The sequence below is a fragment of the Lysinibacillus zambalensis genome, from assembly GCF_040183165.1.
Taxonomy (GTDB): Bacteria; Bacillota; Bacilli; order Bacillales_A; family Planococcaceae; genus Lysinibacillus; species Lysinibacillus zambalensis.
In genome coordinates, this window is the sequence record NZ_JBEGDG010000001.1 from 549,139 (window position 1) to 564,727 (window position 15,589).

Sequence of the window (15,589 nt, forward strand, 5' to 3'; positions counted from 1 at the left end):
TAGTATTGAAGTTCCCTGCCTTTAATTACATTATAAAAGAATAATCTTTTATGACCTTACAAATTTCCACATTATATTGCTTATACCATTTTTCTTTTCCAAATTGCTGTGCAACTAAATGTTTTGAATTTTCTTTCCATGCTTGAATAGCCTCTAGTGATTCCCAATACGATACAGTAATACCCTTCCCTTCGATATTTCTAGCACTTTCTATACGAAGAAAACCTGGCTGTTTTTGTGCTAATTCATCCATAACTTCTGCCATCTTCGCATAGCCTTCTCCATCCTCGTCTGTTCGTTGGGATGTAAAAATAACAGCATAATATGTTTTCATAATTATTTACTCCTTCCTAAATATGTATTATTGTAAACGATAAATACTTTTATGAATATCGAAATGTGGAATGCAGAAAGGATCGTGACGAATGAGTATTAATCCAAACATGGCTGAAATTGGTTCTCTTCTTGGAGAAACTTCAAGAGCTACGATGCTTGCTAGTATGATGGATGGTCGTTTTCATACTGCCAGTGAATTAGCCTATATGGCTGCTATTAAACCTCAAACTGCTAGTTTTCATCTCGCTAAGTTAGTAGAAGGTAAACTTGTTAAAGTAGAGAAACAAGGTCGTCATCGATATTTTCAATTAGCCGGCGAAGAAATTGCACAATTACTAGAATCCTTCCTAGCGATTTCTCCACCACCTGAAGTACGCTCTTTAAAACAATCAAGTCAAATGAAATTACTACAGGATGCAAGAACTTGCTATGACCATCTAGCTGGTAAACTAGGCGTTCAATTAACAGAATCATTGCTTAACGCTGGTTTTCTAAAACTAGAAGAAAAACAGTTTCTCATAACAGCTGAAGGCGCACAATTTTTTACGGATTTCGGTCTTGATTTAGATGATTTAAAAAGAAAGCGTCGATCATTTTCCCATGCATGTTTAGATTGGAGTGAACGACGTTATCATCTAGCTGGCGCACTTGGTGAAGGAATGCTGACACATTTTTTAAGCTTGGGATGGGTGACTCGTGTCCCAGCTATTCGTGCCATTAAAGTGACTGAAAAAGGACGAGCAGGCTTTAAAGAAGTTTTTAAATTTGAAATTTAAAATGGTCTATCTTCTTTCGCGGGAAGGCTAACATTCAAAGTCTCTCCGCGAATATTTTTATTAGATTTAGCTGCAAAATTACGGTTCACTAAATAGATACCAGCAATAATAAACAGCCCTCCGACAACTAACGATAGTTTTAAAGGTTCATCTAATAGTACCCAACCTGTTAACACACCGAAAAAAGGAGCTAAAAACAAAAAGGCACTCGTTTTTCCAGGGTCACTGTTTTGCAAAAGATAATACCAGCCCGCAAATTGAACAATTGACGAGAAAACACTGAGCCAAAATAAAATAAATAAAGAATGAACATTTACAGTAAAAAATGGTTGTTCTAACACGAAACTCGCAATTAAAAGTAATATACCACCAAAAAGCATTTGATAGGCTGATAGCACCCATGTATCAAATAACACACCCCATTTTTTTGCTAGTAGTGTCGCAATGGCCCAAAATAGGGCTGAAAAAATGCCGAAAATAATTCCAATTTTAATTTCAACTTGTGCACCCATTGTAATCATAACACCAATAATCCCCAACAAAACACCACACCATTGATACAATCGGTAACGCACCTTCATAAATATAGTAGCAAATATGACTACAAGCAAAGGATTCGTAAATGTTAAAATAGAGGATTCACTCGCCGTAATTGTACGTAAGCTTAAAAAAATACAGCCCATTACGCCAGCAGTTTGAAACGCCCCTATCGATAAAATTTTTATCCAGCCATCTTGCGTGGCCGGGTGAGGTCTTTTTAAAGCGATCACGATGACACCCATTATCATCCCTGCTAGTATAAAGCGGAGTGCAGCCAACAGCAGTGGAGATGAATACGGCAACCCCAATTTGACAACGGCAAATGAAGACCCCATTAGAAATGTTGTCAAAACTAATAATGCTATGAATTTATAAATATTCATTGTTGTCCCCCTATTTCTATGTTTATTGAAAACGGAAATGAAACCCACGTTATTGTGATGATCTTTGTCTAAGGACATTATAGACAGGAAATACTTCAACTCTTATCAAAGTATGAAATAAATAAGTTTTGATAAAGTAAAAGCGAAAGGAACATTTTCAGTTTCATTTCATTTTTTATGCGTATACTTAGCCGAATATAATCATTAGGAGGAAGCGCCTTGAAAATATTACTAGCAGAAGATGATGCACGATTAAGAAGAAATATCGTTCATATATTAAAGAAAGAATTTCACAATGTGACGGAAGCGGAGAATGGGCAGGAAGCGCTAGACCATACGCTTACTGAGAAATATGATCTCGTTATTTTAGATTGGATGATGCCGTACATTAGTGGCATTCAAGTATGTCAACAGCTACGAAGCACTGGATTCAATGGTAGTATTTTAATGCTAACTGCGAAGGACGACACAGAGGACATTATTAAAGGACTTGATAGTGGCGCCGATGATTACATAATAAAACCATTTAAAATAGAGGAACTGTTAGCAAGAGTTCGTGCATTACTACGAAGAAAAGATAAAGTGATAGAACAGGTCATTCAGATTGATCAATTACAGCTGTATGTAGATTCCCGAGTAATTTTGTACAATAATGAAATATTGGATCTTACTAAAAATGAATTTTTACTGTTAGAATATTTATTTATCAATAAAGGACGTGTACTAACTAGGGAACAAATTTGTATTTATATATGGGGCTACGATTATGATGTTTCGAATAATTCCTTAGATGTTTTAGTTAAACTTGTGCGAAAAAAAATTGATGATAGCCAATCTAAATCACGTATTCAAAATGTCAGAGGTATTGGCTATAAATTGAGGGAAGGCTAATGTTTCATAAAACGAAAAAAAAATTATCCTATTTGTATGCAACGCTTTACTTTTTATTATTTTCACTATTCGTTATTGTTCTATACTTTTCACTCGTAAAATTAATGGAAAATCAACAAATAAACGAATTAGAAGACTTTTATGTTAAGCAAGAGCACGATTTCTTTGAACATGTTCATGCAAACACTAAAACTTTAAGTTATGACCCTAATCGCAATTTCTTTTACTATATTTACACAAAGGATCATAAGTTTGTCCATGGTGACGAATCCTACAAAGGACTGAAGAATCAGATTGAAAAAGCATTTGGCAATAGGAACCCAAGTGAGGACCTCGTACAGCATTATGAATGGCAGGAAGAGCATTTTCTACTTTTAAAGAAACCCATATTCAATGACGATACAGTAGCAGGCTATATTATTGTTGGTAAATCTGTGAAGTCACAGCACCACTTTTTCCAAATGACAAAGTATTTACTAATAGTATTAACTTGTATTTCTACGGTCTTAATCGGTCTACTAGCCTATTTTCTAGCTGGTAAAGCGATGGTCCCTATTCAATGGTCGTTCGATAAACAAAAAAAGTTCGTATCTGATGCCTCTCATGAATTACGAACTCCACTAAGTATTTTTTATAGTTCGCTAGAAATTTTAGAAATTGAGGAAGCACATCAATTAAGACCTTTTGGAAAAGAATTGATTGCGGATTTAAAAGATGAGGCTGAAACAATGAAGGAACTTATAGATAAACTATTGTTCTTAGCAAGACATGATCAGCAGCAGGTTCCCATTCAAAAAGAAATCATAACACTATCTACTCTACTCGAAAAAGTAAGCTCGAAATTTCAAAGGATTACACCTGCTGAAATACAGTTTTCTTCTGAAATTCAAAAAAACATCGAGCTGCTTGGCGATGCTTCAAAAATACAAGAACTGCTTTATATTTTATTAGACAATGCGATTAGATATACAAATAGCGGCACGATAACACTAACTCTCTTAAAAAATAAAGACACTGTAAAAATTACTGTTGCTGATAGTGGAGTTGGTATAACTGAACAGGAATTACCTTTAGTATTTGACCGATTCTACCGAAGTGATGCTGCTCGCCAACACAATGGCACTGGTTTAGGTCTTGCCATAGCCAAAGCAATAGTGGAGCAACATGATGGAAACATTTACGCGACAAGCACAGTAAATAAAGGCACTACAATTCATATTGAATTCCCTATTTAATAAGGAATCGGGGCTTTTTAAACGGCCCCGATTTTAGTTAATTATTGTGGAACATTGGAAAATTTACTTTTTTCATGAACCCACTTAATGTTCTTACAACCAGTACTAACAGGGTCACCCCTCCGGAAATTACATAAAACATTATAATCAACGTAATTTCTGTATCCGTTCCTATAAGCACTCCGTGAACAAGTGATAATACCCATGCTGGTAACACAAGAAAGTGAAGTTTTTTCCATAAGGAGCGATTCATAGTTCGAATCCATAAATCTGATGTCATGATGACCATTAAAAACAAATAAAATGCGATTGTTCCAAGAGCCGACGGTAGAGACCGATAGTTAGCTGAGAAAGGAATTAAAACCCCAACTATACTATAAGGCTCATAACGATCGATTAAAAGCAGTACCATATGAGCGATTACGGTAATTAACCCTAGCCACCCCGCATTTTGATGGATATGATAAATTAAGTTTTTATGTGATTTAATAAATGAGGATTTTCTCAACAAACCAAATATAATGGAAATTGTGAAGTAAAAATACGCTAACAACCCTAATAACCGAATCCATTCCCACGTACTTATGATCATTTATTTCACCCCTGTCATTTTCCAATTTGCTGCTTGCCCATCTTTAACAATGAAACGGGCACTTTGTTGACAATTATTTTCAAACCATTGCTGCAATTCACACTCATCCATAAGAAAACAAAGTTTCGCCCCAACCTCCGCATCACATAAAGAGGACGTTACGACTGAAGCTTGTAATACTTCTGTATTGGCGATTTCACCTGTTTGTCCATTTAATACATGATGTTTCTTCATTGTTCCTTGCATCCAGCTTCGATATACCCGATTAGATGTAGCAATCGCGCCTGTTTTCATTTTAATCGAGCTAATTTCCTTGTCTATATTCAAGACATCTGCAACACCGATTGTCCATGTCTTTTCCCCAGAAGACCACATTTTCATATCCCCTCCCCCGTCTATTAATCCGAAATCAGGCGATACCTCTTGCTCAAGCCAATTCGCCAATTTTTCAATCGCATACCCTTTAGCAAATCCACCTAAATCAATTTCCTGCTGTGCCACCCTTAGTATTTGCTCATCGCCTAGAAATTCAAATGGTTGCTCTGCCATTAGGAGTTTGTTTTGAAATGCCTTACTTTTAGCTGAATCAAATGGGAAAGAATGATGGTAGCCATGATGTTCTAATTGACGTTTAAGATATGGAGAAAATAAACCATTAGAAAGTTGATAATAGCTATTCGCTTGCACTAAACAATCATATAGGAACGAACTAACGCGGAGCGTTTTTCCAATTTCTAAACTATTAAGTTGTGATAATTCATTATTTGATTGAAATCTTGACCATTCTTTTGCTACGTATTGAAGCCAATTCTCTGCTTTTTCTTTCCATACAAAATGAGCCACTTTTGGCATAGCAATATAAAATTCAGTATTCATTATTTGTAAAGTTAGTGTATCCACACGCCCCACTCCATTACGTTCTTTTCGTTTTGCGCTCGCTTTTGCCAGAAGATTGCCTTGTCATTTCAAAGTTTGTCCAATCTAGCTGTACTAGTTCTTTTTCTTTTTTTGTAATATTTCCCTGATCTACTCCCTGAATATTATTTGTGCGTGTAGAATCGACTTCTGCTGGGCTGTTGATTTGGGATAGTATTGCTGCTGATAAAAGTAGCCCCGAAGCCCCTAATATCCATTTAGCTTTTTTAGGATCTTTCATAGTGCTTCCCCCCTATTCGTAATTGGCTGGCAGACAAACGTTTGGTTACTTTCTTGCCATTCAGCTATATAACCTAAGCCATTCGTTATTGTACTAATAGGTATATATAATTCTTCATTCACATAAAACGCTTGTGCAGGTGATGGTGTTTTCACATTGTTATCATATACAACGTTAGTTCCTGCACGGTAAATCAATTCATTTTTTTGATGTTGGATATTTAAAATCTTACTTGCTTTGTAAAAGGTTGCTTTTGCTCCTAAAACTTGAGCTACTGCTTTTCCTGGCACAAAAAATTCCCCGTCTTTTGGTATTACAAAAAAGCTCAGCTCCTTATTCGTACCTTCTACCTTGAACGTAACCTTTTGGGAGCTTGTAAAAGGTAATACTTCTTTATCAGCTGCAACTGTTCGTGTCCAAATATTCCATGTCCCTTGTACACTTACAGCATCTTGAAAATAGTAAGTTTCACCTTCTTCTTCATCGTCATCGTAAAATTTCTCATCGTCATCATCGTCGTCTTTATAGTCCTTATATTCTTTATACTTTTCATGTTTTTTATCTTCATATTTATGATCATCTGCATGCACAACACCGTCATTTGTAACAAAACCCGCTAATATAAGAACTACAATAAGACTAAATTTTTTCATCCTCATCTATAACACTCCTTTCCTTTATCTTCATTCTAGGTTTTAAAAATGATACGAAACTGAATTTTTAAAATAAATTTTTACAGACAAAAAGCCATTTCTATGGACAGATTCCTCTGCACTTAAAAATGGCTTTGTTCATAAGATAATAACTTTAAGATTCCAATCAGAGTACTTAAAGACTTTTAGTCAATGAAAATAGCAATACATTCACCCTTTGACAATCTTGAACTAGGCTTAATGATTTGATCATTTAATTGAATCGTACCTTTTTCAATTTTTTTGATGATCTGTGAGCGGCTCCAATCCTCAATTTGATTTGCAAGCACTTTATCAATTCGATGTTTTCCTGTCACATCATCTAGTACAATGTGTATTATCTTTATTCCTTGTTCTGCTAAGCTAGATATCGCAATCGTTGACAAAATTGAAAAATCCTCTTTCTGGTCTTCCATTTCAGCAACATGCATTGAGAACGTTTTATAGTTAACTTTTTATTCCAAGTATGATTGTTTTCGCATTTAAAAATTGCATATTGATAAATATTTTTTCCATTTGCGTTATGCCTTCGTACAGTTGTATCCGTAAAAACAGATAATGTTCCACACATTTTACAGTGCTTCTTGACAGTTCGTTCTGGTAATTGAGAAAGTTTCCAGCGGAATGTAATATTTAACATTTATCCTTCACCTCTTAAGATAAAGGTACGCAAGCGTCTATTTGGATATTTCGCAGTACAATGTGAAATTTCGTAAATAAATAAATAAGGAGATCCTGCACAAGGACCTCCTGACACATTGAGACTACAAGGTTGCTCGGTTCCTTTGTAATGAAAAAATGGGCATACTCCCCCCTTGAAAAAAACATTGTTTTTTGAGGGGTATGCTATCCAATTTATTGATCATTACAAAGTAAAGTTTGGCATACGTGTTCTCCTGTATCCTTTCCATCTAAATAGAATTATCCTTATTTCACTTTATAATTACATTTATATACAATTAGAAGGGTATTCAATATTTTACCTTCACAGAGCAAATCTTATCACACCTAGCCTATTGTCTAGCCCTAATTCTAAAAAAAAATTAAGTAGGATAATTACCCCCTTACTTTCTACAACCATACATATTATAGAAATAGAAAGGAGGAATATTTCATGGGATACAATTGCGGTGGCTCTTCAGGCGGCTATGGCGGTTCATCATTCGTTCTAATTGTCGTTCTATTTATTCTTTTAATTATTGTCGGCGCTAGTTTCATGTATTAATCTTCGGAACCTTTTTGTTCACAGCATAGAAAAACAGGATTAAGCTAATTAACCTTACAACTCCTTCTTCTAGGGTCACTTTTACCAAAGTGATCCTTTTTCATATTAACCTGCCTGTGAAATTCAAAAAAATCTATCCCTCTGTCTTCTTTAATTTCATGTAATAGCATTCAATTCGTTTAGATTTATTATATTGTTAAAATGAACTGATCACCAATTACCTTTTAATTTCAAGTGTTATCACGCCCATTTCAATAAATATTTAAGCACTGTATAGTTAATAATCAATATCCCTTTTGATTACGATGCATAGTATAAATGAAAGAAGGGAGGGATTTGTTATGTCTCAAAATTGTGGTAGTGGAAGTGGTGGCGGTTATGGTACAGGTTCAGCATTCGCGCTAATTGTTGTTCTATTCATTCTTTTAATTATTGTCGGCGCTAGTTTCATGAAATATTAATATCCAATACCGCCACTAATGCTCATAACTTGTGTAAGGTAATACTAATATAACCTTACAACTTCAAATTTGTACTAAGGGTCACTATCCTCCAGTGACCCTTTTATACTTCCTCTTCCAATGTTCAGCGCCTATAGTTACGTTCTTAATCATCTAAATCTATTTTTTTCAACATTTACTAATGCATCCTAAGATAAATATCGCAACACTTTTTAACAACTATACATAGTATAAAGTATAAGAAAGGAGGGATTTACTATGTCTGAAAACTATGGTAATGGCTATGGCAATGGCTCAGCATTTGCGCTAATTGTTGTTCTATTCATCCTTCTAATTATTGTCGGAGCTAGTTTCATGAGATATTAATACCTAATACCGCCGCCTAAACTGCTCATAACTTGTGTAAGGTAATACTAATTTAAACTTTTATATCTTTACTAAGGGTCACTATCCTCCGGTGACCCTTTAAACATTTCCCTTTTCGATGACAAATTTAACCTTTAAAAGCAAATTAAAAAGCCACACCTTGTTATATGCGACTTTATCATATTTAACTATCCTTCAAATCTTTTACTTTTAAATACAGGAACTAAGGCAAGATTCTGGACATACAAAAGTAAAATTTTTGTTTTGTGGTAACGACCATTTATGGAGTGTTCCACGTCTCGTGCAGCCAGTAAAAGCGAAAAGAACCTATAATGCTGTAAAGCCTGATGACCAAAAATATTTCCGAATTTTCAGCTCTATAGCTTGGCACATACTTTTGCAGTCGTTAGGCGCTAGAAGCCTATATTCCTTTTGATTGTACTAACCTTCAATGTATGTAAATAGCGCCAATCTAGGTGTTTCAGAATTTTCATATCGTGTTCAGTATACTTCCACTTATTTCAATATCGCAGTCATAAGTATTTCTCACATACTAACTTTTAAATCTGTTTCTACTTCGTCTTTATGTTTTTTTCAAATCTCAAGATAATAAACTACGAAACATAACTTCCTAATCATATTATAGAAATGTAAAGCAAATATGCTTTGCACTCCGAATTCCTTCTTAGGGTCACTCCATCCCAAGTGACCCTTTTAAAATTTCTAAGAGGAGTGAATTATCATGTCCCTCCATAGTATCCATGTTTGAAAATGTTCAAAGTAAAGAGGATCAATTACTAAACGTTTCTGGTGAATAAATAGTACTTCTTGTCCTTTTAAACCATTGGTAAAATAGTAAATAAACGAGTCCGATTTCAATTGCATCCCCGCCGTAATACATAATCATACCTCCAAGTTCAGCCTGTTCAATAGGTACATGATTAGGAGGATACGCATAAATATGTTTGGACAATATTGAATGAGCCGTTACAGCTACTAATAAAACGATTGAGCGAAAGACATAAGATACTTGATGTGGGGTTGGATCGATATAGATAAAGGCAATGGTAAACAAATAACCTGCTAGAAAAATATGAATGTGAATCAAAATAAATATAAGCGAGCTTTCATGCATCATGGTAAAGAGTGGTGTAGTATAAAGCAACCATAAACCACCTACATTAAGAATAGACGCTACGATAGGATTGCGTATAAAACTAAAGTAAGAATTTTTTAATATGGAGGAAATAAGACGAGCCCATTTCACAGGGATTGATCTCAACAGTAGAGTTATCGGAGCCGCTAGAGCAATAAGGAGCGGAGCTAGCATTCCAAGCAATAGATGACCGATCATATGTGCTGAAAAATTAACGTGAGTGAGCTCTGCAAATGGACCGATTAATGTAATGATTGCGCATAAATGCCCTAGAATCCAACTTAATGTGCGAGAACGTGACCATCTTTTTTTATGCTGATTAGAGTAAATAACTGCAACAATATATGAGATAAGGGAAATAAGAAACGGCAAAACTAATATTAGCTGTACAATTATGGAGAAATTTTGGGTGTAAGTTTCATGTGAATGCAAAGTTGAATCCTCCTAATACTTTTGTTGATTAGTTTGTATTAGTAAAACAATACCTATCACTATTAAAATTGCTGCTAATACATTCCATACTAAATCATAAGGAAGAATATCGACGTTGTAGCGGATTTGATGTAACTTCATGAACTTGTGCTGAATGATTCCATCGTATAGTTGAAACGCTCCTGCTCCAAGAAAAATCCCTCCAAGCCATCTTTTTAACCAAAATCCATGTTTTCGATGAAGATCGGCGAGTAAAAAGGCTGATCCAATCGTGGCAAAAAAGCTAAAGGCATGAAATAGTCCGTCTGAGACTAATCCAATATTAGCTGTAGATTTATCATAGAAATGATGCCAATGTAATAATTGATGAAAAAGTACTTCATCTATAAATGCCACGACACCGAGACCAAATAATAAGCCCGTCCACATATTTTGTTGCCCATAATGAAAACGATTTTCGTGCTTATGATTATTTCTTTCATTCTTATTTAATATGGTCAACCTAATCACCTCAGTTTTTTTATTAGTTTATCCATGAAATTAAGAAATTCAAACAATTTACAGAAGTGTTTTCTATTTCATTCTACTTTACATCCATTTATCCCTATATTCCCCAAAAACAGAAAGCACCAACACTTACTGTAACCACATTTGTGGATTTTCTTTAAAATTCAAAGTCATTGTTTGTATTTTTTTCAAAATTCTCTAAGTATACTTAATTGCTAATTAGGAAATTCTATAATTATCAATACTTTACCTGACATTATATTTAAAAGGCTGGGGATATTTTTAATGGAGTCAATATGGTTAGAGTATGCCTGGGCATTGCTAATTCTAATAGGTTTAGAAGGATTATTATCGGCGGACAACGCTCTAGTACTGGCGGTTATTGCCAAACATTTACCCGAAGAACAGAAAAAAAGAGCTATAAATTACGGAATCCTTTTGGCTTTCATTTTCAGATTTGCTGCACTTTTTGCGATTTCCTTTATTGCGAACGTCTGGCAAATCCAAGCAGTAGGAGCAGCCTATCTGCTTTATCTGGGATTAAATCATGTCATTAAGTCACTGTTTGGGAAAGATAATAAGAATGCTCATAACGACAAAGCAAAGGAAGTCGCTGGAAAAGGTTTTGGTCCAACTGTTGGGAAAATTGCATTAGCTGACCTTGCTTTTGCAATCGATTCAATACTAGCTGCAGTTGCTCTAGCTCTCGGTCTTCCCGATTCTCCCCTAGATGATTTTGGAGGTATGGATGGAGGGCAATTTATTGTTGTTGTTCTTGGAGGGATTGCTGGACTTGTCCTAATCAAATTCGCTGCAACATGGTTTGTGCAACTACTTGAAAAACGTCCAGCATTGGAAATAACAGCATATGCAATAGTTGCATGGGTTGGTGTCAAACTAGCTATAATAACTCTATCCCATGAGGATATAGGTATTTTAGATCCTCACTTCCCTCATAGTACTGCCTGGACTACGATTTTCTATGGAGTATTAGTAGGTATTGCCCTAATCGGATGGTTTGCACCTAGGAATAAGTCAAAACCAAATGGGTAGAAGATCTAAATTGAAGCCCTTTTCCAGAGCAGTTTTTCTATATTGAGTTAACGGGAGATTAGTTTGAAAAGTATTTGCATTTAGGATTATGAGCATATTTTCACATGTGGATAATCCTGAAAATTGAGACTCCCACCACTCAAGGGACAAGCTGACTCATGTCAGTGAGATAGCTGAGTAACTAAGCGTTCGCAGTCCATTTCTGTTTTTAACAGCTCTCAGGACTGGGGAATCCTATTATTCCCCCTCCCTATCCAGTGCAAATAGCAGCTAGGGCTACTCTACTGTTACCAGAGCGTAAAGTTGGTCTCGTTCGATATGTTTAGCGTCCTTTCCTTGACGACACATATTGTTTTACCGTTAGCATGAATTAGGCTATCGAACCTTACACAAAATTCAATTATCAAAGAACGAGTTCGTTTTAAACGACTATGGCTTTCTCGTTCAGAAAATCTGTAAAAGGTTCTTGATGTTCATGCATTATAAGTACCACGGTCGGGATAAAACTGGTTCAAAACTATAAAAACGCGAGAAATCAATTTTAGAAACATTGATCTCTCGCGCTTTTCTGATGTGACATTTTTAATTTTTAATTAAAAATAAAACCCTTTAATATCAAACTCATCTTCTTGAAATGCTTGCAAATGGCAATAATTAATTAGATTCTACATCCTCATCTTTGGAATAATTATACTTAGAACGATCAACTGGCGTATAATCTGTTGGCTTATGGAATCTCAATAAATCACCATTCACGACTTTATCTGATAGATGCAATTTAAGATCTACTTGATCTTTGATAGTTTTCGCAAACTCTAATTGACTATCATCTAGTAGTAAACCTGTTTTATTATCATAGAATTTTTCATTAATTGAATAAATCGTAGGACTGACAAAATTGCCATTTCTAAATGGTACAATTTCCTCGTGCTCTTCTGATAATAAGTCTGAACCAAATTGAACAAATTTTTGCGTATCAATTCCTAGTAAATGTAATAGCGTTGGAAGAAGGTCTATTTGACCACCATAAGTATGGTTAGCTCCACCTTGCATTCCTGGAACATGTATAAATAATGGTACGCGTTGTAAATTAGCATTTTCATAAGGTGTAATTTCTTTACCAATGACTTGCTCCATCGCATCATTATGATTATCTGAAATACCGTAATGGTCACCATAAAGAACAATCATCGTATTATCATATAAGCCTGATTCTTTTAATTGGTTGAAGACTTGTTCGATTGCTTCATCTGCATAACGTGCTGTTTGGAAATAATTATCTACACTTGCATCTCCAGTATTAGCTTTATCAATTGTTACTAAGTCTTGATTCATTTTATACGGATAGTGGTTCCCTACCGTAATTAATTTCGTATAAAAAGGTTGTGGTAACGAACTTAAAAAACTTTCAGATTGATTAAAGAATGGTTTATCTAGCAAACCATATTCAGCCATGTTATCTGTAGAACCAGTGTCATAATAACTTGCATCAAAGAATTTGTCATACCCAAATGATTTATAAATCTCATTTCGATTCCAGAAGCTTCCGTTGTTACCATGGAATACAGCAGATGTATAACCATAATCTTTTAAAATACTAGGAGCTGCTTGGTACGTATTTTGTGCTTTTGTAATAAAGGCAGATCCTTGTGGTAACCCAAATAAAGAATTTTCAAGCATAAATTCTGCATCAGAAGTTTTACCTTGACCTGTCTGATGGAAGAAATTATCAAAATACATTGTATTCTTATCTTTTGCTAATGAATTTAAGAACGGTGTAACTTCTTCACCGTTTAATTTATAGTCGATCAAAAAGTTTTGGAATGATTCTAAATGTAAATAGACAACGTTCATTCCTTCTGCTGCACCAAAATATTCTGCATTAGGTTTGGCGTAGTTAGATTTTGTATAGTTCATTACTTCTGTAATATCATTACTATCCGCCAAAGCTCTCTGTGAAGATGCTTTCATCGTTTCTACTGAATCATAAATCGTATAGTTATACATTCCTAGATATTTAACAATATAGTTTCTATCGAAACCTCTAGATAATAATTGCGGACGATCAGCTTCAGCTAGTCCTAAATTTAGGACGGAAATTGCCAATGCAAATGCAATGATTGCCGTTGCTTTTTTATATCCTAAACGATTAGACTCTTTTTGTATTTTTCTTGAGAATCGTAGGTAAAACATTACAAAAACATCTACAAAGAACAAGATATCATAAGGTTTTAGTAAAGAAAGAACACTACCACCTAAATCTCCGAAGTTCTGCGTTTGGGTAACAGTAGGTAATGTTATGAAATCACTAAAAAATCGGTAATAAACAATATTAGCATATAAAACAATAGACATTAGAGTGTATACTACAACTAGTGATGTATATTTTCTCTTACCTGTAAATAAAAAGGAAATTCCTAGAAATAGCATTGCAGAACCTAGTGGATTTATTAGTAAAAGGAATTGTTGAAGTACTCCTTCTACGCCTAGTTTAAATTGTGCTGTTTGAGCGATGTATGTTTTCATCCATAACATTAAAACAGCTAATAAATATATCCCTAAAAATTTATTTAAAAGGCCATCTTTTTTACTTAATAAATTTTTCATTTTTACACCTACCTTAAACTTACTTACTTAAATCTAGATATATATTAATTTAGATTATAAGTATTTCATTAAAAAAATGTTACTTCACAATAGCTTTTTTCGCAGCTAATGTAGCTTACTCCCCATTTAGATTTCTGTCAAGTTATTAAATATCAAAAAAAATCATGTTATCTTGATTTCCGACAATAGTAATTTTAAAACACAATTTTAATTTTAACAATTTAATTTTGGTGACATGAAACTTATAATTTTGTAAGGTTTAGTTTAGTATTACTGGACACTTTGAAGAAAGAAACTATAAAAAGGGTCACTTGGGATAGGAGTGACCCTCAGTAACAAAATTCGGAGGTGTAAGGCTAAGTTAGCTTTACATTACTATTAATATGTCGCGATAGCGTTTTTGAATAGTTCATAGCCTGAGAAAATAGAATTAATAATAAAAAAGCAGTAATATGAACGCCAAAATAATAATTTACTTTTATAGAACCATTTTTAAACAGGTAGCTTAATTGTCAGCTGTTCTTTTTATTGCACATTAGAAACGGTCATATCAAATATCAGCTCTCTACTATAAACGGTCATTTTTTAATAAGATTTTTTAAGGCATGTATAAAAAGGGTGTAGCTTTAGAATGAAGATTGATAGAAATGACGTTAATTATGAGTCTTATTCAACGAAAGCAGCCGTTAGTGAAGAAGAATTTTTTAGTCAGAAATAACGATTACATTTTCTGCAACTTGCTTTTGGTCAGTAAAATTTGGGTTTTCAACTAAATCAAAAGATACTTTTTGACCTTGTTTAAGGAATCTGAATCCATTCAGAAATCTTTCTTTATCAGGTAAAATCGAACTGAAATGAACATAAACATGGTTTCCATCCTCACCGTCAAGCATGATACGACCATAACCCTTTTCTTCTTTAAACCATTTAACAATTCCCTCTCGTTTCATATCTGTTCGGCCTCCAATTCATTTTTTTAACTAAACTACTTCGTTACCTGTTCTCCCCCTTATTATTACTTTCTTATAGCACTAAATTTCATCTTTATTTGAATAAGAAAAAAAGAGAAATCGTGCAACTCAATGTAACTTCAAGTAAAGCACCCGTTCGTATTATAAGGTCAACCAGAGAGAAATCTGGTTGACTATTTTTTATTCAATTTATAGATTGATAGTAGCCGG

The 15,589-nt window shown here is 34.4% G+C and carries 18 protein-coding genes; 7 read left to right on the forward strand and 11 right to left on the reverse strand.

Annotated features, from left to right (window positions below; translation table 11 throughout):
* Positions 1-25 precede the first annotated feature (25 nt).
* On the reverse strand, positions 26-334 hold the full coding sequence (locus tag ABNX05_RS02695; protein WP_349658276.1) for an antibiotic biosynthesis monooxygenase family protein: 309 nt from the start codon (positions 332-334) through the stop codon (positions 26-28).
* 91 nt (positions 335-425) lie between these two features.
* Here ABNX05_RS02695 and ABNX05_RS02700 point away from each other — a divergent pair, with 91 nt between their 5' ends.
* Positions 426-1,112: an ArsR/SmtB family transcription factor gene (locus ABNX05_RS02700; protein WP_349658277.1), complete on the forward strand. Its 687-nt coding sequence runs from the start codon at positions 426-428 to the stop codon at positions 1,110-1,112.
* Here ABNX05_RS02700 and ABNX05_RS02705 read toward each other — a convergent pair.
* A complete protein-coding gene (locus tag ABNX05_RS02705) occupies positions 1,109-2,035 on the reverse strand; it encodes a DMT family transporter (protein WP_349658278.1) in 927 nt (308 codons plus the stop codon). The two genes, ABNX05_RS02700 and ABNX05_RS02705, sit on opposite strands and share 4 nt — an antisense overlap.
* A 219-nt stretch (positions 2,036-2,254) precedes the next feature.
* Between ABNX05_RS02705 and ABNX05_RS02710 the strand changes: the two genes are divergently transcribed.
* Both ABNX05_RS02710 and ABNX05_RS02715 read left to right on the forward strand, forming a co-directional pair.
* A complete protein-coding gene (locus ABNX05_RS02710) occupies positions 2,255-2,926 on the forward strand; it encodes a response regulator transcription factor (RefSeq protein WP_349658279.1) in 672 nt (223 codons plus the stop codon).
* Positions 2,926-4,161: a sensor histidine kinase gene (locus ABNX05_RS02715; RefSeq protein WP_349658280.1), complete on the forward strand. Its 1,236-nt coding sequence runs from the start codon at positions 2,926-2,928 to the stop codon at positions 4,159-4,161. Before ABNX05_RS02710 ends, ABNX05_RS02715 begins: the two co-directional genes overlap by 1 nt.
* 37 nt (positions 4,162-4,198) lie before the next feature.
* Here ABNX05_RS02715 and ABNX05_RS02720 read toward each other — a convergent pair whose 3' ends face one another.
* The 5 genes from ABNX05_RS02720 to ABNX05_RS26345 all read right to left on the reverse strand — a co-directional run bounded on the left by ABNX05_RS02720 (position 4,199) and on the right by ABNX05_RS26345 (position 7,032).
* Positions 4,199-4,753, reverse strand: coding sequence for a ferric reductase-like transmembrane domain-containing protein (locus tag ABNX05_RS02720; protein WP_349658281.1), 555 nt, complete (start codon positions 4,751-4,753; stop codon positions 4,199-4,201).
* Positions 4,754-5,629: an FAD:protein FMN transferase gene (locus tag ABNX05_RS02725; protein ID WP_349658282.1), complete on the reverse strand. Its 876-nt coding sequence runs from the start codon at positions 5,627-5,629 to the stop codon at positions 4,754-4,756. It abuts the gene before it with no gap.
* A 37-nt stretch (positions 5,630-5,666) separates the two neighbouring features.
* On the reverse strand, positions 5,667-5,909 hold the full coding sequence (locus ABNX05_RS02730; RefSeq protein ID WP_349658283.1) for a hypothetical protein: 243 nt from the start codon (positions 5,907-5,909) through the stop codon (positions 5,667-5,669).
* Positions 5,906-6,568 (reverse strand): copper amine oxidase N-terminal domain-containing protein, encoded by a 663-nt coding sequence (locus ABNX05_RS02735; protein ID WP_349658284.1) that lies wholly within the window; start codon positions 6,566-6,568, stop codon positions 5,906-5,908. Before ABNX05_RS02735 ends, ABNX05_RS02730 begins: the two co-directional genes overlap by 4 nt.
* Positions 6,569-6,747: 179 nt before the next feature.
* Positions 6,748-7,032, reverse strand: a complete 285-nt coding sequence (locus ABNX05_RS26345; protein WP_432760112.1) for a S4 domain-containing protein — start codon at positions 7,030-7,032, stop codon at positions 6,748-6,750.
* A gap of 683 nt (positions 7,033-7,715) precedes the next feature.
* Here ABNX05_RS26345 and ABNX05_RS02745 point away from each other — a divergent pair.
* The 3 genes from ABNX05_RS02745 to ABNX05_RS02755 all read left to right on the forward strand — a co-directional run bounded on the left by ABNX05_RS02745 (position 7,716) and on the right by ABNX05_RS02755 (position 8,653).
* On the forward strand, positions 7,716-7,826 hold the full coding sequence (locus ABNX05_RS02745; RefSeq protein WP_349658285.1) for a YjcZ family sporulation protein: 111 nt from the start codon (positions 7,716-7,718) through the stop codon (positions 7,824-7,826).
* Between the two features lie 341 nt (positions 7,827-8,167).
* Positions 8,168-8,287, forward strand: a complete 120-nt coding sequence (locus tag ABNX05_RS02750) for a YjcZ family sporulation protein (RefSeq protein ID WP_079561272.1) — start codon at positions 8,168-8,170, stop codon at positions 8,285-8,287.
* Positions 8,288-8,545: 258 nt separating this feature from the next.
* Positions 8,546-8,653, forward strand: coding sequence for a YjcZ family sporulation protein (locus ABNX05_RS02755; protein ID WP_349658286.1), 108 nt, complete (start codon positions 8,546-8,548; stop codon positions 8,651-8,653).
* A 790-nt stretch (positions 8,654-9,443) separates the two neighbouring features.
* On the opposite strand, the gene ABNX05_RS02760 is transcribed toward ABNX05_RS02755, so the two are convergent.
* Together ABNX05_RS02760 and ABNX05_RS02765 are read right to left on the reverse strand one after the other, a co-directional pair.
* Positions 9,444-10,241, reverse strand: coding sequence for a cytochrome c oxidase assembly protein (locus tag ABNX05_RS02760; RefSeq protein ID WP_349658287.1), 798 nt, complete (start codon positions 10,239-10,241; stop codon positions 9,444-9,446).
* A gap of 12 nt (positions 10,242-10,253) precedes the next feature.
* A complete protein-coding gene (locus tag ABNX05_RS02765) occupies positions 10,254-10,670 on the reverse strand; it encodes a DUF2243 domain-containing protein (protein ID WP_197143517.1) in 417 nt (138 codons plus the stop codon).
* 363 nt (positions 10,671-11,033) lie between these two features.
* On the opposite strand from ABNX05_RS02765, the gene ABNX05_RS02770 reads away from it, so the two are divergent.
* Complete coding sequence (locus ABNX05_RS02770; RefSeq protein ID WP_349658288.1) at positions 11,034-11,801, forward strand: TerC family protein; 768 nt, start codon at positions 11,034-11,036, stop codon at positions 11,799-11,801.
* 654 nt (positions 11,802-12,455) lie between these two features.
* Here ABNX05_RS02770 and ltaS read toward each other — a convergent pair.
* Together ltaS and ABNX05_RS02780 are read right to left on the reverse strand one after the other, a co-directional pair.
* Positions 12,456-14,408: a lipoteichoic acid synthase gene (gene ltaS / locus ABNX05_RS02775; RefSeq protein WP_349658289.1), complete on the reverse strand. Its 1,953-nt coding sequence runs from the start codon at positions 14,406-14,408 to the stop codon at positions 12,456-12,458.
* Between the two features lie 704 nt (positions 14,409-15,112).
* Positions 15,113-15,358, reverse strand: a complete 246-nt coding sequence (locus tag ABNX05_RS02780; protein ID WP_349658290.1) for a cold-shock protein — start codon at positions 15,356-15,358, stop codon at positions 15,113-15,115.
* Between the last annotated feature and the right edge of the window lie 231 nt (positions 15,359-15,589).

Excerpts from the sequence above, each read along its gene's own strand:
- ABNX05_RS02695 (WP_349658276.1), bottom strand. The coding sequence starts at position 334 with ATGAAAACATATTATGCTGTTATTTTTACATCCCAACGAACAGACGAG.
- ABNX05_RS02700 (WP_349658277.1), top strand. The coding sequence starts at position 426 with ATGAGTATTAATCCAAACATGGCTGAAATTGGTTCTCTTCTTGGAGAA.
- ABNX05_RS02705 (WP_349658278.1), bottom strand. The coding sequence starts at position 2,035 with ATGAATATTTATAAATTCATAGCATTATTAGTTTTGACAACATTTCTA.
- ABNX05_RS02715 (WP_349658280.1), top strand. The coding sequence starts at position 2,926 with ATGTTTCATAAAACGAAAAAAAAATTATCCTATTTGTATGCAACGCTT.
- ABNX05_RS02720 (WP_349658281.1), bottom strand. The coding sequence starts at position 4,753 with ATGATCATAAGTACGTGGGAATGGATTCGGTTATTAGGGTTGTTAGCG.
- ABNX05_RS02725 (WP_349658282.1), bottom strand. The coding sequence starts at position 5,629 with ATGAATACTGAATTTTATATTGCTATGCCAAAAGTGGCTCATTTTGTA.
- ABNX05_RS02730 (WP_349658283.1), bottom strand. The coding sequence starts at position 5,909 with ATGAAAGATCCTAAAAAAGCTAAATGGATATTAGGGGCTTCGGGGCTA.
- ABNX05_RS02735 (WP_349658284.1), bottom strand. The coding sequence starts at position 6,568 with ATGAGGATGAAAAAATTTAGTCTTATTGTAGTTCTTATATTAGCGGGT.
- ABNX05_RS26345 (WP_432760112.1), bottom strand. The coding sequence starts at position 7,032 with ATGCATGTTGCTGAAATGGAAGACCAGAAAGAGGATTTTTCAATTTTG.
- ABNX05_RS02745 (WP_349658285.1), top strand. The coding sequence starts at position 7,716 with ATGGGATACAATTGCGGTGGCTCTTCAGGCGGCTATGGCGGTTCATCA.
- ABNX05_RS02750 (WP_079561272.1), top strand. The coding sequence starts at position 8,168 with ATGTCTCAAAATTGTGGTAGTGGAAGTGGTGGCGGTTATGGTACAGGT.
- ABNX05_RS02755 (WP_349658286.1), top strand. The coding sequence starts at position 8,546 with ATGTCTGAAAACTATGGTAATGGCTATGGCAATGGCTCAGCATTTGCG.
- ABNX05_RS02765 (WP_197143517.1), bottom strand. The coding sequence starts at position 10,670 with ATGTGGACGGGCTTATTATTTGGTCTCGGTGTCGTGGCATTTATAGAT.
- ABNX05_RS02770 (WP_349658288.1), top strand. The coding sequence starts at position 11,034 with ATGGAGTCAATATGGTTAGAGTATGCCTGGGCATTGCTAATTCTAATA.
- ltaS (WP_349658289.1), bottom strand. The coding sequence starts at position 14,408 with ATGAAAAATTTATTAAGTAAAAAAGATGGCCTTTTAAATAAATTTTTA.
- ABNX05_RS02780 (WP_349658290.1), bottom strand. The coding sequence starts at position 15,358 with ATGAAACGAGAGGGAATTGTTAAATGGTTTAAAGAAGAAAAGGGTTAT.